Source organism: Allobosea psychrotolerans (assembly GCF_002917105.1).
In the GTDB taxonomy this organism is placed as follows: Bacteria; Pseudomonadota; Alphaproteobacteria; order Rhizobiales; family Beijerinckiaceae; genus Allobosea; species Allobosea psychrotolerans.
Genome location: NZ_PQFZ01000007.1, coordinates 77656 through 94999, shown reverse-complemented (window position 1 = coordinate 94999; position 17344 = coordinate 77656). Strand labels below are relative to the sequence as shown.

The 17344-nt window shown below is 66.3% G+C and carries 16 protein-coding genes; 3 read left to right on the top strand and 13 right to left on the bottom strand.

Annotated features, from left to right (window positions below; all coding sequences use genetic code 11):
• Nucleotides 1-35: 35 nt before the first annotated feature.
• Entirely contained in the window at nucleotides 36-794 is a 759-nt protein-coding gene (locus CYD53_RS14000; protein WP_103718708.1) for an SDR family oxidoreductase, read from the bottom strand.
• Between the two features lie 196 nt (nucleotides 795-990).
• Between CYD53_RS14000 and recO the strand changes: the two genes are divergently transcribed.
• Both recO and parC read left to right on the top strand, forming a co-directional pair.
• A complete protein-coding gene (gene recO / locus CYD53_RS13995; protein ID WP_103718707.1) occupies nucleotides 991-1719 on the top strand; it encodes a DNA repair protein RecO in 729 nt (242 codons plus the stop codon).
• Nucleotides 1720-1956: 237 nt separating this feature from the next.
• Nucleotides 1957-4203, top strand: a complete 2247-nt coding sequence (gene parC, locus CYD53_RS13990; protein ID WP_103718706.1) for a DNA topoisomerase IV subunit A — start codon at nucleotides 1957-1959, stop codon at nucleotides 4201-4203.
• Nucleotides 4204-4524: 321 nt separating this feature from the next.
• On the opposite strand, the gene CYD53_RS13985 is transcribed toward parC, so the two are convergent.
• From CYD53_RS13985 to CYD53_RS13945, 9 genes are all read right to left on the bottom strand, one after another.
• Nucleotides 4525-5130: an outer membrane protein gene (locus CYD53_RS13985; RefSeq protein ID WP_146055920.1), complete on the bottom strand. Its 606-nt coding sequence runs from the start codon at nucleotides 5128-5130 to the stop codon at nucleotides 4525-4527.
• 91 nt (nucleotides 5131-5221) lie between these two features.
• Nucleotides 5222-6247 carry a DUF2336 domain-containing protein gene (locus CYD53_RS13980; RefSeq protein WP_103718704.1) on the bottom strand — a complete coding sequence of 342 codons (1026 nt, stop codon included), beginning with the start codon at nucleotides 6245-6247 and terminating at the stop codon, nucleotides 5222-5224.
• A 167-nt stretch (nucleotides 6248-6414) separates the two neighbouring features.
• Nucleotides 6415-7767 carry a PepSY-associated TM helix domain-containing protein gene (locus CYD53_RS13975; RefSeq protein WP_103718703.1) on the bottom strand — a complete coding sequence of 451 codons (1353 nt, stop codon included), beginning with the start codon at nucleotides 7765-7767 and terminating at the stop codon, nucleotides 6415-6417.
• Between the two features lie 35 nt (nucleotides 7768-7802).
• On the bottom strand, nucleotides 7803-8177 hold the full coding sequence (locus CYD53_RS13970) for a hypothetical protein (protein WP_146055919.1): 375 nt from the start codon (nucleotides 8175-8177) through the stop codon (nucleotides 7803-7805).
• Nucleotides 8178-8390: 213 nt separating this feature from the next.
• On the bottom strand, nucleotides 8391-9470 hold the full coding sequence (locus CYD53_RS13965) for a DUF2336 domain-containing protein (RefSeq protein ID WP_103718701.1): 1080 nt from the start codon (nucleotides 9468-9470) through the stop codon (nucleotides 8391-8393).
• A gap of 196 nt (nucleotides 9471-9666) precedes the next feature.
• Nucleotides 9667-10866, bottom strand: a complete 1200-nt coding sequence (locus CYD53_RS13960) for a UxaA family hydrolase (protein WP_103718700.1) — start codon at nucleotides 10864-10866, stop codon at nucleotides 9667-9669.
• A complete protein-coding gene (locus CYD53_RS13955; protein WP_103718699.1) occupies nucleotides 10863-11213 on the bottom strand; it encodes a UxaA family hydrolase in 351 nt (116 codons plus the stop codon). The genes CYD53_RS13960 and CYD53_RS13955 overlap by 4 nt, the downstream gene beginning before the upstream one ends.
• On the bottom strand, nucleotides 11213-11860 hold the full coding sequence (locus tag CYD53_RS13950) for an RraA family protein (protein WP_103718698.1): 648 nt from the start codon (nucleotides 11858-11860) through the stop codon (nucleotides 11213-11215). Before CYD53_RS13950 ends, CYD53_RS13955 begins: the two co-directional genes overlap by 1 nt.
• Before the next feature lie 203 nt (nucleotides 11861-12063).
• On the bottom strand, nucleotides 12064-12810 hold the full coding sequence (locus CYD53_RS13945; protein WP_103718697.1) for an arginyltransferase: 747 nt from the start codon (nucleotides 12808-12810) through the stop codon (nucleotides 12064-12066).
• A gap of 264 nt (nucleotides 12811-13074) precedes the next feature.
• Between CYD53_RS13945 and CYD53_RS13940 the strand changes: the two genes are divergently transcribed.
• Nucleotides 13075-13905, top strand: coding sequence for a class I SAM-dependent methyltransferase (locus CYD53_RS13940; RefSeq protein WP_103718696.1), 831 nt, complete (start codon nucleotides 13075-13077; stop codon nucleotides 13903-13905).
• Between the two features lie 122 nt (nucleotides 13906-14027).
• Here CYD53_RS13940 and CYD53_RS13935 read toward each other — a convergent pair whose 3' ends face one another.
• The 3 genes from CYD53_RS13935 to CYD53_RS13925 all read right to left on the bottom strand — a co-directional run bounded on the left by CYD53_RS13935 (nucleotide 14028) and on the right by CYD53_RS13925 (nucleotide 17196).
• On the bottom strand, nucleotides 14028-14501 hold the full coding sequence (locus CYD53_RS13935) for an RDD family protein (protein WP_103718695.1): 474 nt from the start codon (nucleotides 14499-14501) through the stop codon (nucleotides 14028-14030).
• A 69-nt stretch (nucleotides 14502-14570) separates the two neighbouring features.
• Nucleotides 14571-15833, bottom strand: coding sequence for a threonine ammonia-lyase (locus CYD53_RS13930; RefSeq protein ID WP_103718694.1), 1263 nt, complete (start codon nucleotides 15831-15833; stop codon nucleotides 14571-14573).
• 13 nt (nucleotides 15834-15846) lie between these two features.
• Nucleotides 15847-17196, bottom strand: coding sequence for a branched-chain amino acid ABC transporter permease (locus CYD53_RS13925; protein WP_103718693.1), 1350 nt, complete (start codon nucleotides 17194-17196; stop codon nucleotides 15847-15849).
• Nucleotides 17197-17344 lie beyond the last annotated feature (148 nt).

Below are 17344 nucleotides of genomic sequence, written 5' to 3'. Positions count from 1 at the left end.
AAGTCTTGTTGCGCCAAGTCTCGATACACGAAGACTCAATGCGCGAAGAAATGCATGCCGCCATCGACGGGGATGACGGCGCCGGTGATGTAGCGCGCCTGCGGCGAGGCCAGGAAGGCCACGAGATGCCCGATATCCTCGGGCTCGCCGAAATAGCCGGCCGGGATGTTGCGGGCGATGAAGGCCTGGCGGGATTCCTCCGTGGGGTGCAGCCTGTTGAGAATCTGCTCGCTGTTGATCCGGCCGGGCGGGATCGTGTTGATGGTGACGCCCTCGGCGGCCACGTCGCAGGACAGCCCCTTCGCCCAGAGATGCAGAGCAGCCTTGGCCGCGCTCGCCGCGTTCAGGCTGCGCGGCTCCATCGAACCGCTGATATTGACGATCCGGCCCCAGCGCCGCGCCCGCATGGCCGGCAGCACGGCCTCGGTCAAGCGGCGGGCTGCCGTGAAATTCAACGCGAAGGCCTCGTCCCAGGCCGCGTCGGCTGCGTCCGTGGCGATCGGGCGCGAGCCGCCGGCCGCGTTGACGAGGATGTCGATCCGGCCGAGCGCGGCCGTCGCCTCGCTGGCGATGCGGGCGACATCGCCGGCATCGGTGATGTCGCCGAGCACGATCGCTGGAGGCCGCCCGCCGGCCGCGGTGATCTCCTGCACGAGCTTGTCCAGAAGCTCGCCGCGCCGTGCCGTGACAGTGACATGGGCGCCTTCCCCGGCGAGCACGCGGGCGATACCGGCGCCGATGCCCGAGCTTGCCCCGGTGACGAGAGCGGTTCGTGAAGCGAGATCGAGATCCATGGCCGGTCCTCAGGCTTGTGACGGCGTCAGCCGATTGACCATCCGCAATGCCTGAGGTGCCGATCACGGGCAATTGGCCGGGCATGCGTTGCGGCGATGGCGTCGAGCCCAAGGCGCAAGGCGCCGGCTCCTGTCATGGCCAGGGCTGCCTACGGAAATGCTGGAAACTCTCGCGCATCCTGCTCTAACTGCGCCGATGGAATGGACCGACGAAGGCACGATCATCGGGCAGCGCCAGCATGGCGAAAGCTCCGTGATCCTAGAGGTGATGACGCTCGCTCATGGCCGCCATCTCGGCCTCGTGCGCGGCGGCCGCTCGTCGAAGGTGCAGGCCTCGCTCCAGCCCGGCAACGCCGTCTCGCTGACCTGGCGGGCGCGGCTCGACGAACATCTCGGCGAGTACAAGGTCGAACTGCTGAAATCGCATGCGGCGCGCCTGATCGAGGCGCCGGTCGCGCTCTATGGGCTGGCGACGGTCGCGGCGCTGCTGCGCCTGCTGCCGGAGCGCGATCCTCACCCGGCGCTGCATGAGGGGCTCGCCGTCCTGATCCAGCATCTCGACGAACCACGCCTGGCGCCGGCGCTGGTGGTGCGCTTCGAGGTGGCGATGTTGTCGGAGCTGGGATTTGGCCTGGATCTCTCTCGCTGCGCGGTGACGGGGGCGATGGAGGATCTCAGCCATGTCTCGCCGAAATCCGGCAAGGCGGTCAGCAGCCGGGCGGCCGAGCCTTATCGCGATCGCCTGCTCGCGCTTCCGGCCTTCCTCTGGGAGGGGCAGGGCGCTCGCGCGCCGACTGCGGCCGACATTGCGGCGGGCTTCGCGCTGACCGGCTTCTTCCTGCGCCGCCATCTCTACGAGCCGCGCGGCTTGGCCGAGCCGGCCGAACGGGCGCGATTGATCGAGCTGGCGACGAAAATCCACTGATTTTTCCGCGTTTGTGGGCCTGCGCGCTTGGCGAAGCCTGTACGCAGCCGGCATCGTTGTGCGAAGTGATTCGCGCCGTCTCCCTCAGCCCTCATCCTGAGGAGCGCTCCGCAGGAGTGCGCCTCGAAGGATGCTCCAGCCAGCGCCTTCTGGAACATCCTGCGAGACGCCGCTTGCGCGGCTCCTCAGGATGAGGGCTGTGGAATGGACTGCACTGAGAGTTGGTAAGGTATTCCCATGGGCAAGCCTGTCGAGCCGCCGCCGGAGGATGAATCCGAGCGCATCGATCTGAAGACCGCGCTGGAAGAGCGCTATCTCGCCTATGCGCTCTCCACCATCATGCATCGCGCCCTGCCGGATGCGCGCGACGGCCTGAAGCCGGTCCATCGTCGCATCCTGCACGCCATGCGATTGCTCAGGCTCGACCCCGGCCAGGTCCATAAGAAATGCGCCCGCATCGTCGGCGACGTCATCGGTAAGTTCCACCCGCATGGCGACCAGTCGGTCTATGACGCGCTGGTGCGTCTCGCCCAGGATTTCGCCCAGCGTTATCCGCTCGTCGATGGCCAGGGCAATTTCGGCAATATCGACGGCGATAACGCCGCCGCCTATCGCTACACCGAAGCGCGCATGACCGAGGTCGCGCGCCTCCTGCTCGACGGCATCGAGGAGGACGCGGTCGATTTCCGCGAGACTTACAACGGCGAGGACGAGGAGCCCATCGTCCTCCCCGCCGCCTTCCCGAACCTGCTCGCCAATGGTTCGCAAGGCATCGCGGTCGGCATGGCGACCTCGATCCCGCCGCATAATGCCGCCGAACTCTGCGACGCGGCGCTCTATCTGATCCAGCACCCGCAGACGACCTCCGAACAGCTGATGACCTTCGTGCAGGGGCCGGATTTCCCCACGGGCGGCATCATCGTCGAGACCCGAGCCTCGATGGCCGAGACGTATCGCACCGGCCGCGGCGCCTTCCGCACCCGGGCGCGCTGGGTCAAGGAGGATCTGGAGCGCGGCGCCTGGCAAGTCGTGGTCACCGAGATTCCCTACATGGTCCAGAAGGGCCGGCTGATCGAGAAGATCGCCGAGCTGCTCAACGACAAGAAGCTGCCATTGGTGGCCGACCTGCGCGACGAGTCGGCGGAGGACATCCGCGTCGTCATCGAGCCGCGCGCCCGCAATGTCGATCCCAATCTGATGATGGAATCGCTCTTCCGGCTCTCGGAGCTGGAGGCGCGCATCTCGATGAACATGAACGTGCTGACCGGCGGGCTGGTGCCGCGCGTGCTCGGCCTCAACGAGGCCCTGCGCGCCTGGCTCGACCATCGCCGCGAGGTGCTGCTGCGCCGTTCGCGCTTCCGGCTCGGTCAGATCGACAAGCGGCTGGAGATCCTGCGCGGCCTCCTGATCGTCTATCTCGACCTCGATCGCGTCATCAAGATCATCCGCGAGGAGGATGAGCCGAAGGTCGAGCTGATGCGTTTCTTCGAGCTCACCGAGCTTCAGGCCAACGCTATTCTCGACACCCGGCTGCGTTCGCTGCGCAAGCTGGAGGAGATGCAGCTCAAGACCGAGCTCGACGAATTGACCAAGGAGAAGGGCCAGATCGAGGAGCTGCTGGAATCCGAGCCGGTCCAGTGGAAACTCATCCAGCACGACATCCGCGAGGTGAAGAAGCTCTTCGGCCCCGAAACCGCGATCGGAAAGCGCCGCACCTCTTTCGCCGACATGCCCGACACGACCGATGTCGACCTGACCCAGGCCATGGTCGAGCGCGAGCCGGTGACGGTGGTGATTTCGAAGAAGGGCTGGATCCGGGCGCTGAAGGGCCATGTCCAGGACCAGTCGACGCTGACCTTCAAGGGTGATGACGGGCTGAAGACGGCCTTCTTCACGGAGACGACGGCCAAGCTCCTGGTGCTGGCCTCGAACGGCAAGGTCTTCACGCTGGAGGCATCCAAGCTGCCCGGAGGGCGCGGCTTCGGTGATCCGATCCGCCTGATGATCGAGCTTGAGGAGACCGCCGAGATCGTCTCGGCCTTCCCGTATCGGCCGGGGCTGAAGCTCCTGATGGTGACGACGGATGGGCGCGGCTTCGTCGCCTCGACCGACGATGTCGTGGCCAACACCCGCAAGGGTCGGCAGGTGCTCAATGTCGAGGCGCCGGTTTCCGCCTTGCTTGCCGTGCCGGCGGAGGGCGACCATGTCGCGATCATCGGCGAGAACCGCAAGCTCAACTGCTTCCCGATTTCGGAAGTGGCCGAGATGGCGCGCGGCAAGGGCGTGCGCCTGCAGCGCTACAAGGACGGCGGCGTCTCCGACGCCAAGGTCTTCAAGCTGGCGGACGGTCTGACCTGGCGCGACACCTCGGGCCGGACCTGGACGGTGGCGCAGAGCGAGCTGATGGAGTGGCTCGGCCACCGCGGGGAATCCGGCCGCCTGCCGCCGAAAGGCTTCGCCAAGAACAACAAGTTCGGGGGGTAGAAGACGACGCGAGGAACCGCGGGGAGCCTCTCCCGTAGGGAGAGAGCAGGGTGAGGGGTCGGCCGTTTGACGTTTTGACTGCGACCTCACCGCTGTCTCGCTGTGAGGCGGGCGCCTTACTGGTCCAGGGGCCTACACCTCACCCCTGCCCCTCTCACTGAACCCGGGTATACCCGGGTTCAGTACTCAGAGTGTCGAAGTCGGGTATACCCGACTTCGATGCAGGAGAGGGGTTCCCCGCGCCCTTTTTGGAGATCTCAAATCTTTCAAGCGTTTACAGTCGTCTGCGGAATCAGCTCCGCAACCGCTTGAATCAAAACCTCAGCGGATCGCCTGTCCGACGACGCCGACTTCGAGCCCCAGTGTCAGATTGTTCGTCACCGCCCATTCGGCGCCGACATAGGCCTCGGGCCTGAGGGCGATATCCGAGCGCGAGAACGGTGCCGACCAGGGCGAGCCTCCGAAGCGCAGCGTCTCGTTGGCCGCCGACATGCCGACCTTGGTGTAGAGCAGGACGTCGGGCGTCGCGAGCACGCCGGCCTTGATCTGGAAGGCGCCGGCGAAGTCGCGGGTATAGGCGACATTGCCGAAGCTGGGCGTGCCGTAGCCGCCGATCGCGGGCATGTATTGCAGCGCACCGACGATGCCATAGACGAAATTGCCCTCGCGCCGCATCGTCCCGGCTTCGAGTCCGAAGGTCGGGCCGGCGGAGGTGCCAAGCCGCTTAGAGCTCGTTACCTGGAAGCCGCTGGAGATGCGGGCATAGTTGCCCTCCCACTTCACGCCGCCGGGCGCGAGCGTCGGCTCCGACCAGGCGAAGGAGGGCAGGGAGTCGAACGTGCTGTAGGGCAGGAAGACCTGCGCCTGGGCGTTCGCCGCGCTCAAGGTGACCGCGCATAACGCGCCGGAGAGAAGCGAACATCTCACGTCGAAGGCATCCTTGCGACCAACCGTGCAACAGCTAGCAGAAAGGGTGGCGATTGTCGCGGTTTTGTGGCGGGTCGCCTGCCGGCCGCGCTCAGGCCAGTTTCAGCTTCATCTTGAGGAAGCGCAGCGTGCGTTCCGCCGTCGCCAAATCGAGCTGCATATAGCTCTTCAGATCGTCTTCGGCGGATTTCCTGGCGAAGAGCAGGCGCTGCGCGCGCAGGGTCAGGATCGCCTCGAAGGCGGCCGCGCCGAGGTTCAGGGCGCGGCTCAGCACGGCGATACCGCTGACGTCGCGCTGCATCAGGATTCGCAAGGCCTGCTCGATGCTGATCTCGCCGATCTGCGCGAAGACCTGTGCCAGGTGATAGGCGCGGTCCTCCTCGGCGAGCATGGTAACGACATCGTCGAGCGTGCGCTTGTTGGCGGCGAGATCGACCAGCAGCAGCTTCACCTCCAGCCGGTGCTGGCGCGCCTGCCGCGCAAGCGTCACGGCCTCGTCATTGGGCTTGGACCAGAGCCCGTTCTCGCCGCTGAGCTCCTCGACGATGCGCATCACACGGTCAGCCCGGCCCGGGGTGAGATTGGAGCGCGTCGAGAGGGCAAGGCCGATGCCGGCATCGCCGACGCTGCGTTCGATCAGGCGCTCGAAGCCGTGATCGGAGAGGTCGGCGCCTTCATTACCGCTGACGGTCTCGAGCACGATCCGGTCGCCGCGTTCAACCAGGATGTCTGTCACGCTCTCCGACAGCCGGCTGCGTTCGGCGATGGCGGCGAGATGGCGCTGCGACTGGCTGACGGCGATGGCGGCGAGGTCGGCGTCGGTCAGCACCGGCGAGAGCTTCAGTACGAGGCGCGCAACCTCGCTGTCGGGGTCGCCGGCCAGCGAGGTCGCGACCTCGCGCGGCAAGGTCTCCATCTCCGCGACCTGCTCGGCATAGTCCCTGCGGTGATCGTCTTCGAGCCGGGGCAGCGCGTGCAATGCGATCTTGCCGTAATGCTCCTTGGCGAGCTCGGTCGGCTCGTTGTCGAGGAGGAAGAGGTCGGTGACGGCGTTCAGCAGTTGCCGGCGCGAATCCGACGACATGTCGGCCGGCATCTGGGTCAGGGCACGCAGCATCGGAGCCTCGGGGCAATGGATGTTTTCGCAAAATGCTGCACCAGCACTTGCTGCACTCTTAAAATGGATCACACTTTTCCCGAGTATTGCCGAGAATTCGATGCGCTCTCCGTGCGTCTGCAAAGCTCTTCTCGCGAAAACGTCGCGAGAAGAGCGGGAATGCAACTTCAGGTTGTTGTTCTTCTTGAAATCAGGCGGTCGAGAAGCAGCATCGCGATCAGCGATGCGCCGACGAGCGGGAAGATCGCGCCGCCGATCGCCAGGATTGCGAAGACGCCGTAGAGCGTTCCCGGCCGGGCCGGCAGCGGCGGCACGCCGAGGCGCCCCGCAGGGCGGCGCTTCCACCACATCACACCGGCCGAGACCGACAGCAGGATGATCGCGACGCAAGCCGCGAGCATCAGGAGCTGGTTCGCCAGCCCGAATTCCTGGCCCATATGGACATTGATGCCCCATTCCAATGCCTTGCCGAAGGTGCCGTAATCGGCATAGCCCATATCGATCAACGGCTCGCCGCTATACTGGTCGAGATGGACCACGCGCTGGCGCGCGAGATCGTTGGGATAAACCGAGCCGGTATAGACGCCCTTGGGGCCGGCGGGCAGGTTCACGGCATATCCGGGTGTGAGGCGAAGCGCATCGAAGCGCGCGATGGCAGCGTCGAGGCCAATCGCCTGCCCGGGATTTGCATTCGATTCCGGCATCTTCGCCTGTTCGAGCGACCAGGCCGTCGGGCCATGCAGATGCAGGGGATCCTCCGACATCGGCACCGCGACGCGTACGCCGGCCGGATAACCGAAATTGTTGCCATTGGCCCATTCATTGACCTTGGCGCCCCAGAACACCGACCAGGGCATGCCTGAGATCGCGAGAAAGAGGATGAAGACCCCGGCGAAGATGCCGGTGACGGCGTGGAGATCGCGCCAGAACACGCGCTGGCGCGGCTGTCCCCTTACCGTGACCACGCCTCCGCCGCCTCTGCGCGGCCACCACAGATAGATGCCGGTCGCGACCAGCAGGATCGACCAGCCGCCGACGATCTCGATCGCGCCATTCGCGACCGGCCCGAAATAGGCCAGGCTGTGCAGCTGTCGCACCACCCACATCGCGGTTCCCCGGTCGCTGAATGTGCCGAGCACGCGGGCGTCGTAGGGGTCGACATAGACGACCTGCCGCGCGCCGGCCGCATCGCGGATCGTCACCTCGGCCGAGGCGGAGGAAGACTCAGGGGGAACGTATTTGACCGCCCGGCCCGGAACGCTCGCTACGGCGCTGGCGACGATCTCGCTCGGTTTGCGCGGCGCCTCCGCGCGGCGCTCGACCTGCTTCAGATCGCGATGGATCAGCCGGTCGAGATCATGGTGGAAGAGATAGAGCCCGCCGGTCACCGCGAGCAGGATGAGGAAGGGCAGCGTCATCAGCCCGGCATAGAAATGCCAGCGCCAGACGGCACGATAGAAGGATATGGCGCGGTCGGCGGCGCGCATGGGCGCGGCCTCCGCCGTGGAAACGGTGGTCATGGCAAGGGTCCTGAGCTGGAGAAGAACGGGCGGGTTCAGCTCGGGACGGGCGGGGCGCGTGCGCCCAGGGGGTAGAAGAGCGTTGCGCGCAACGGCGCGCTCTGGTGGCGCTCTGCCGTTTCCACCGCAGCCAAGCGGCTGGTGCGTGCGGGCAGGGTGATAGCATCGGGCGCAGGCAGTGCACCCGCGATCGAGGCGCAACCCATGACGCAGCAATCGGGCGTCGGGACCGGGTTGCCCGGGATGTCCTGCGTGACCGTGACGCCTGGCGTGCAGAGCACGTGGGTCAACCGGTTCGCGGGCGAAGCGGCGAGGCCCGCCCCGATCGCATAGAGCACGCCTTGCAGGATGAGCGCATAGGCCAGGACCAGCGCAACCGCGCCGCGTCCCAGCCTGATCCTGTCGATCATCTCGCCCATATTCACCGGCTAAGGCGGGGCGCCGCCCCGGTCAATCGCCAATCCGGGCGACCGCCTGCCATCATTCGCGCTATCATTCCCCGCATCGGCGGCGACGCTCAGGGATCCATCGTTGAGCGCCATTCCGGGGCTTGCGCCCTGAGAATCCCATGACGGAGTGCTCTGGTTTGCGAGATGGTCAGTCAAGCCCGACCATGACCCGCTTCAGGGCCGCCGCCGGGGATCGGCTTGAAGCTCGATCGCCTTGCCCGGCGCGTCCCCCGAGAGCTTGGCCTTCATGCGGGTGAAGCGCATGCCGCGCTCGGCCGCAGCCGAATCGATCTGGGCGTAGTTGCGCAGATCGTCCTCGACGCGCTTGTTGGCGAACATCAACCGTCTCGCCCGCAGGGCCAGGATCGCCGCAAAGGCGGGATAGCCGACATCCAGGGCACGGCAGGCCAGGGCGATGCCGTTGGCGTCCCGGCGCAACAGAGTTCGAAGCGCGTGCTCGACCGCGATCTCGGATTCCCGGGCGATGACCTGGGCAAGATGATAGGCGCGGTCTTCCTCCGCGAGCATGAACAGCACGTCGTCCAGAAGGCGCGTCTTCGCCGCCAGATCCGTCAGCAGGCCGGTCACTTCGAGCCGCTGCTGGCGAGCCTGCTGCGCGATGGCGCCGGCCTCGTCATCAGCATTGGCGCCGCCCGCGTCTTCACCGCCGAGCTCGGCGAGAATGCGCATCACGCGCTCGGCCCGTTCCTGCGTGAGATCCGAGCGGACCGCGACCGTCCGGTGGATCTCCGGCTCCTCGCGGCCGCGCTCCAGCAGATGATTGAAGCCGTTGTCGGAGAATTGCGCACCTTCATTGCCGCCGACCGTCTTAAGCACGCCGTTGTCGCCCCGCTCGACCAGGATATCGGTCACCTTCTCCGACAGGCGCGCGCGTTCGGCGATCGCGGTGAGATGCTCCTGCGATTGATTCAGGGCGATGGCGGCAAGGTCGCGATCGGTCAGGGCCGGCGAAAGCCGCAGGACGAGGCGCGCAACCTCGCTGTCGGGGTCGCCTGCCAGGGCGTTGGCGACGCTGCGCGGCAGGTTCGGCTCCGCCGCGACCTCGTCCGCATAGGTCTGGCGTGCTCGCCTGTCGATATGCCCCAGCGACGAGAGCGCGATCTCGCCATAGTGATATTTCGACGTCACCGTCGGGTCGGGATCGTAGAAAAACAGCTTCGTGACCACGTGGAGCAGGCGACGGCGCGACTCCGCCGAGGTCTCGCCAGCAAGTTTGTACAAGGTGTCCAGCATGACGCCCCCAAGCCGTTACCAGAGCATGCCAAGCTTGCGCGAAGCTTGCCTCATTGTGGCTCAGGGCGTCCGCCGTGCAACAATTGCCCGATATTGGCGTGAACAAAACCTGTCGGGCCGGCGGTCCGAGCGTTTTCGAGCGAAGTGGACTCCGGTTCGCGTGAAGAAAACGCGTTAAAATCAAAGGCAGCCGCTGTCAGCCGGCCGGCAGGCAGGACGGACCGAGCGGCTCGAAGCTCTTATAGGTCAGGATGAATTCCTGATGCCCGAGTTCCTCGGACTTGGTCCGCGCGCCCTGGCCCAATGAGACCACGAGGTCGCGGATTTCCGTGCCGACCTGATCGAGCCCGGCTCGCCCCTCGAGAATGCGCCCGGCATCGACATCCATGTCCTCTGCCATGCGCCGATAGGTCTCGGGATTGGCGCAGATCTTCACCACCGGCGAAATCGCCGAGCCGACGACCGAGCCGCGTCCCGTCACGAACAGCACGCAATGCGCGCCGCAGGCGATCAGCTCCGCGATCTCGGCATTGTCGTTGATGTTGGGGAAGCCGAAGCGCACCTCGCCATCGGGAACGACATCGAGCAGATAGAGTCCGCCGCGCGGCGGGATGTCGCCGGGCTTGAGCAGGCCGGAAATGGCGGAGGCTCCGGATTTGGCATAGGCGCCCATCGATTTCTCTTCGATGGTCGAAAGCCCGCCCTCGGCATTGCCGGCGGCGAAGGAGCCATAACCCAGCGTGGCGTAATAGCGCGCCGCCTTGGCGACGGACTGCTCCAGGATCCGGCCGAGCTCGGGCGTGATCGCGCGCGCCGCCATGATGTGCTCGCAGCCGATCAATTCGCCGGTTTCCTCAAAAATACAGGCAGCGCCCTCGCTGATGAGCTGATCGAAGGCGCGCCCCGCAGCCGGGTTTCCGGTGATGCCGGAGGTGCCGTCGGAACCGCCGCAGACCGTGCCGACAATGAGCTCGGAGACTGCCATCGGCACCGTTTCCTGCCGGTCGAGCCCGGCGCGCTGCGTCTCGACCCAGGCGCGCCCCTCCTTGATCGAGGCGCGGGTGCCGCCGGTGCCCTGGATGACGATCGTCTTCACGGGCCGGCCCGAGGCCGCGACGATACGCTCCAGCGCATATTTGTTGAAGCTCTCGCAGCCGAGCGAGACCATCAGCACCGCCCCGACATTGGGGTGGGTGCAGAGCCGCTCCATCATCTTTTCGGCATAGGCGTTGGGATAGCAGCCGGGAAAGCCGATGACGTGGACGTCGTTCTCGCGCCAGGGCTGGGCGATCTCGCGGGCGACATGGTGGGCGCATTCGACGAGATAGGCGACCGCGACGATGTTGCGGATGCCCTTGCGCCCGTCGGAGCGCAGATAGCCGGCAAGCTCGGTCATGCGTTCATCCCCGTCTTGCGTTCGTCTTCCTTGCGCTCGTCTTCCAGATGATAGGTCGGCGTGTAGTCGCTCTTCATGTTCTGGACATGGACATGGCAACCCGCTGCGATCGCGACCGTGGCGACGCCGATCGGCGCGCCATATTTCAGGATCTTCTCGCCGGGCGCGATCGCCCGCCGCGCGATCTTGTGGGCGAGCGGGATGTCGCGGTCGAGGGCGGCCTTGCCGGCGCCGGTCTCGATCGCCTCGCCAGCGGGCAGCCGCATCCGCGCGACGAAGACGTTGTCGCGCGGGTCGAGCAGGATCAGGCGCGGATCATGGGTGCTCGCTGGAACTGGCGCGCTCATCAGAATTTGCCAAACTGCAGATAGGCGGCTTGCGGGTCGGTGCCGGCCAGGATCGCGGTGCGGACCTTGTTCTCGGTCGAGATCGCGGCTTCGGCCTTGTCCAGAACCTCCTCGATCACCTCGATGGGAATCCGCACCACGCCGTCGCGGTCGCCGAGGACATAGTCGCCCGGCCGGATCCAGACTGCGCCGATCTTGATCGGTTCGTCGATCGTCTTGGGCAGCCAGACACCGACGATGTCGCGCGGCGTATAGGCCTTGAAATAGGCCTGGAAGCCCATCTCGATCATGAATTCGGTGTCGCGCGAGAGGCCGTCGATGACGCAGCCGCGCACGCCCTTGTTCTTCAGCGTCTCGGCCGAGAGCTCGCCCATCAGCGCAACCTCCTCGGTATTGGGCTGGCAGACCCAGACATGGCCGGGCCTGGCGGCCGAGAGCAGGCCGGTCCAGCCGAGCAGGGTCTCATGCGCGTCGAACTCGCCGGTCTTGCCCTCCACGGTGAAGGCGGGCCCCGCCAGCTTGGTTCCGGGCAGGAGCGGGCGCAGTTCCGGCGGCAAGGTGAAGTCGGTCAGTCCCACGGCGCGCATCACGTCATGGATGATGCCGGTATAGCAGCGCTCGAGCCGCTGGGTCAGGTCTTCGCTCATGTTTCCTCCGCGCTGGTCTCTGGATGCGACGTTGGCGTCGCCCGGACCGGTTGGCGTCAGAGTGCGGGCAGGGCAGGGCTGCCGCAAGCGCGTTTTTTGCGCGACGCGAATGCGTTTCAATCGGTTTAATCAGGATTGGGGCTATTTGTTTCGACGCGTTTTCTTCACGCGAAGCGGTGCCCACTTCGCTCAAAACGCTCTAGCTAGCCGACGCGTTCCCAGCCCAAGGGCGTCAGTCGCTCCTGTGGCAGGAAGCGGGCCTTGTAGGCCATCTTGGGCGAGCCCTCGACCCAGTAGCCGAGATAGACATAAGGCAGGCCGAGCTTGCGGGCGCGCTCGATATGGTCGAGCACCATGAAGGTGCCGAGCGAACGCGCCTCCAGATTGGGGTCGAACACCGAATAGACCATCGAGAGCCCGTCGCTCAGCGTGTCGGTCAGCGCCATCGCGAAGAGGTCGCCCTGGCCGCGGCCGGTGAAGCCGCTATCGGGACCACGCCGACGGTACTCGATCAGCGAGGTCTCGACATGGCTGTCCTCGACCATCATCGCGAAGTCGAGCGCCGACATCGTCGCCATGCCGCCTTCGGGGTGGCGTTCGTCGAGATAGGAGCGGAACAGGGAATAGTGCTCGGAGCGCGGCTGCGGCGGCAGCACCTGGCCGACCAGGTCGCTGTTGCGCGAGGCCACCTTGCGGAAGCCGCGCGACGGACGGAAGTCGTCGACGCAGACCCGCACGGAGACGCAGGCCCGGCAGGTTTCGCAAGCCGGGCGATAGGCGATGCTCTGCGAGCGCCGGAAGCCGCCCTGGCTCAGCACGTCGTTGAGGTCGCGCGCGCGCGCGCCCACGAGATGCGTGAACACCTTGCGCTCCTCGCGCCCTGGCAAATAGGGGCACGTGGTCGGCGACGTCAGGTAAAATTGCGGGGCATCCCGCAACGGGCGCGTCACGTCTCGAACCTTCGAACCTGCTGCTGCCTGCAAACTCTAGATCATGTTCCCTCCCTATGGAAATGGGAACGTCGGGTGAACAAGGCGCCTGGCCGGGCCGTTCGCCAAGCGCGGGGCGTTTTCGCTTAAAAGCTTGGGCCGAACTTGGTTCGAGCCCGCTCGGAGGCCGTCTGTTCTGCTCGCGTCACGGTTGCGTCGCGCCTGGCAGAGGGTCATCTTCGCCCTCGGCCCCATGCGGGCCGCCCCGACCGCGAGGTGATCGCGATGCCAATCGAAAAAGTCACGCTGACCGAGGAAAGGGAAACCCTCCTCATCACGCTCTACTGCAAGGCCGGAGAGAGCCTTCTGCCGGATTCCCTGCTGCAGGACCGTTTCGCCGCCGAGGCCGTCAGCAAGATCGATTATGACTTCGCGAAGCTGCAGATCGACCGCGACCTGATGATCGGCGTGGCGATGCGCGCCCATATCCTCGACGGCTGGACCCGAGAATTCATCGCGCACCATCCCGACGCCACCGTGCTGCATCTCGGCTGCGGGCTGGACAGCCGGATCTTCCGGATCGATCCGCCGCCGGGCATCGGCTGGTTCGATGTCGATTATCCCGAGGTCGTCGCATTGCGCCGGCGCCTCTATCCGGAGCGCGACGGCTACAGCCTGATCGGCGCCTCGGTGACGGACCCGGCTTGGCTCGGCGAGGTGCCGACGGACCGCCCGGCGCTGATCCTCGCCGAAGGGCTTCTACCCTATATCGCCGAGGACGAGGTGCCGCGTCTGCTCCGCAGGCTGACGGAGCATGTCGCAAGCGGCGAACTGGCCTTCGACGGCTATAGCTGGCTTGGTCTCTGGTTCATCAGGAACCAGCCTTCGGTCCGGGCGACCGGCGCGACGCTGCATTGGACGCTCGACAACCCCCAAGCACTCGAGACGCAGGTTCCCCGCCTGAGGCTGATGACTGACTTGATGGCCTATGATCCAGACGGCTACGATCCAAAGCAGGTCGCGCGGATGTCATGGCCGGCACGCCTGGCGGTCAGCGTCTTCGCCGCGATTGCGCCCCTGGCGAGACTGGGCCGGCTCGTGCGCTACCGCTTCTGACCACCGCTTCTAGAGCAATTTCCGACCCGGTTGGATCGTTCAATTGCTCCAGATCTTTGTTTTAGCGCGTTTTCTTCACGCGAACCGGTGCCCACTTCGCTCGAAAACGCTGTGAAGCGCGCTCAGCCGCGTACCACGACCAGCCCCGTCAGCAGGTCATGCCCGAAGCGCCGGTCGGCGCGCACGAAGCCGCAGCCGATATCGAGCAGCCACAGCGCGACCGTTCCGGCCGCGACATAAAACAGCAGCGCATGCACCGCTGCGGCCACCCCATCGGGGCGCCCACCATTGACGGTCTCGACCTTGAGGCCCGCCATGCGCATGCCCCAGGTCGCCTGGCGTGGGCCGCCGATCGTCAGCGCGGCGTAGCCGAGCGCGGTTGCGACGGTCGCGATCGGGATCAGGAGCCAGGTTGCGCCGAAGGTGACGATGCCCAGGATCCCGAGCAGCACGATGATCAGCCAGCCCAGGAAGAACAGGATGATGATATCGCCGATCCAGGCGAAGAGCCGCGAACTCAGCACGCCGCTGACGTCCTGGAACGGGCGCGGATCGATCGGCGTGATCGGGGATTGGCCGTAGCGCGGGTCGCTCATCGAAAAGGGTCGTCCTGCTTCGGCGCGGAGGGAAGCCGAAAAAGCCGCGCCGTTCCCCACAATGTTTGATCAGCGTCCTGGTTCCGCAAGACCACGCGGCAAAACCCGATGCGGCGCGAAGCCGTTGGCGCGCAGCATCGCTTCGATCGCCTGCGAATGTGCGGGTCCGCGCGTCTCCACGGTGACGTCGAGTGTCACGCCTTTGGCGGGAACGTCGAGGAAGAGCCGGCCATGGCTGACCTCCAGGATATTGGCGCCCTGGTCGCCGAGCAGGCTCGCGACCCTGCCGAGCAGGCCCGGCCGGTCGCTGGTGGTGAGGCGGAAGGCGACGATGCGGTCCTCGCGCTCCAGTTCGCGCACCATGATCGCCGCCAGCAGGCGGGTGTCGATATTGCCGCCGCAGAGCACGAGCCCGACCTTGCGGCCGGCATAGCGCTGCGGCTCCTTCAGCATGGCGGCGAGGCCGGCTGCGCCTGCACCCTCGGCCAGCGTGTGCTGGAGGCAGGCATAGGCATTGACGGCACGCTCGATCAGGTCCTCGCCGACCAGGACGATGTCGGAAACCAGGCTGGAGACGATCGGCAGCGTCTGCACGCCCACCGTCTTGACCGCGATGCCCTCGGCCAATGTCGCGCCGCCGATTGCCAGATCCTCGGCGTTCACGGCGTTGAAGAAGGAGGGGTAGAGCGCCGCTTCCACGCCGATCAGTTCGATCTCGGGCTTGAGCGCCTTGGCGGCCACCGCATTGCCCGCCATCAGCCCGCCGCCGCCGAGCGGGATGATCAGCACGTCGAGATCAGGGTCGTCGTCGAGCATCTCCTGGGCGATCGTGCCCTGGCCTGCCATCACCGCGGGGTCGTCATAGGGGTGGACGAAGACGAGGCCCTCGGCATTTGCCAGTTCGCGCGCCCTTTGCGCGGATTCGTAGAGCGTCTCGCCGAAGAGCACGACGCGCGCGCCATGCGAGCGTGTGTTCTCGACCTTCACCAGAGGCGTCGTCTCGGGCATCACGATCGTCGCCGGGATGCCGAAGCGGCGGGCATGATAGGCCACCGCCTGGGCGTGGTTGCCCGCCGACATGGCGATGACGCCGCGCGTAGTCTCGTCCTCGTCGAGGCTGAGCAGCTTGTTGACCGCGCCGCGCTCCTTGAAGGAGGCCGTCGCCTGCATGTTCTCGTGCTTGACCAGGATGGTCGCGCCGGTGAGCTCGGAGAGGCGCGGCGCCGGCACCAGCGGCGTGCGCAGGACATGCCCCTCGATGCGCCTTGCCGCCGCCTCTATATCCTCGGGCGTGATCGCGAAGGGCTCGTTCGGCTTTGCCTGCTGGGTCATGCGCGTGCTCCGTTCAGACATCTCGTGGCGCCAGCGCGCCATCGCCGAAAAAGCCGCCGGGCCGCAGGATCAGCACGACGGCGAGCAGGGCGTAGACGGCGATGTCGCGTTGTTCGAGCGGCATGGTCGAGGACCAGACCACCTCGAAGATCGCGATGCAAATTCCGCCAAGCGCCGCGCCCGCGACGGAGCCGATGCCGCCGAGAATAGCCGCGACCAGCGCCTTGAGCCCCAGGGTGAAACCGCCGGCAAAACCCATGCCGCCATAGACGGCGGTCACCGTCACGCCGGCGATGCCGCAAGCGGCGCAGGCCAGGATCAGGGCCTTGTCGTGGACGGCGCGCGCATCGACCCCGAACAGGGCAGCCGTGCGCGCGTCGTCCGAGACCGCCCGCCAGGCCCGGCCATAGGCCGAGAGCCTGATCAGCAGCACGAGGCCCAGCGCGGCCGCCAAGCCGATCACGGCCAGGACGAGTCCCAGCGGCGTCACCGTGACGATGAAGCTGCCCGCCCTGGCCAGCGACCAGGGTTCGTTGAAGACCGGTGGCAGCCAGCGCAGTTCCGGCCCCTGCGCAAGCCGCAGATATTCCGACAGCGCGATGGCGAGCCCGATCGTGGCGATCAGCATCTGCTGACCCGTGGCGCGTGCGAGCGGGCGCAGGATGAAACGCCCCATCGCGAAGCCATGAAAGGCGCAGACGGCGATCGCGACCGCAAAGGCGATGGCGAGCCCCGAGGCCGGCGTCGACACCGACAATGACAGGATCAGCGCGACCCCGACCACGCTCGCCAATGCCCCCAGCGCCGCGAATTCGCCGAAGCTCAGGATGATGCGCCCGGTCAGCCCGTAGATCAGCGCATAGGCCGAAGCGAGCAGCGTGTAGATCGCGGCCGAGGGCAGGGCGCTCAGGCCCTGCTGCAGGCCATAGGCCAAAGCGGGCGCGACCTGCGGCAGATCCTCCGCGCGCGGCGCTCCGGGGTCGATAGGCGGCTCGGCCCGGTCCTCGAGATAGAAGCGCCGCAGCAGATAGAAGCTGGCGTCGCTCATCGGCCGGCCGTCGGAGGCGATGCCGATCAGGGCGCCGCGCCGGAGGCCCGCGCCTTCGCCGGCGAAGAGACAGTCGATGCTGCGGCGCCGCGCGGCGCCGCTCCCGGTCTGAGCCCGGTAGAGGATGCGTAGCGCGTTGGGGCGCGGGCCTGCGGCAGTGCCGTCGATCGCGATCTCCGTGCCCGGCGGGTTCAGCGGCGGGATCGCCTCACGGCAGAGGCGCTGCTGGTCGGTGTCGAAGCTCTCGCTGCAGCCGCCGAGGGCCAGAACGAGCAGAATCGGGACGAGCAGAATCGGCAGGAGGAAAGGGCGCATGTCGCGCCACGCTAGAGCGTTTTCAAGTGAAGTGGAAACCGGTTCGCGTGAAGAAAACGCATCAAAACAAAGGTGTAAGCGGGCCAACTGCCGATGTCATCCCGTGCGCATTGCGGCGCGAAGTGCCGCGATGCAGACACGGGACCGC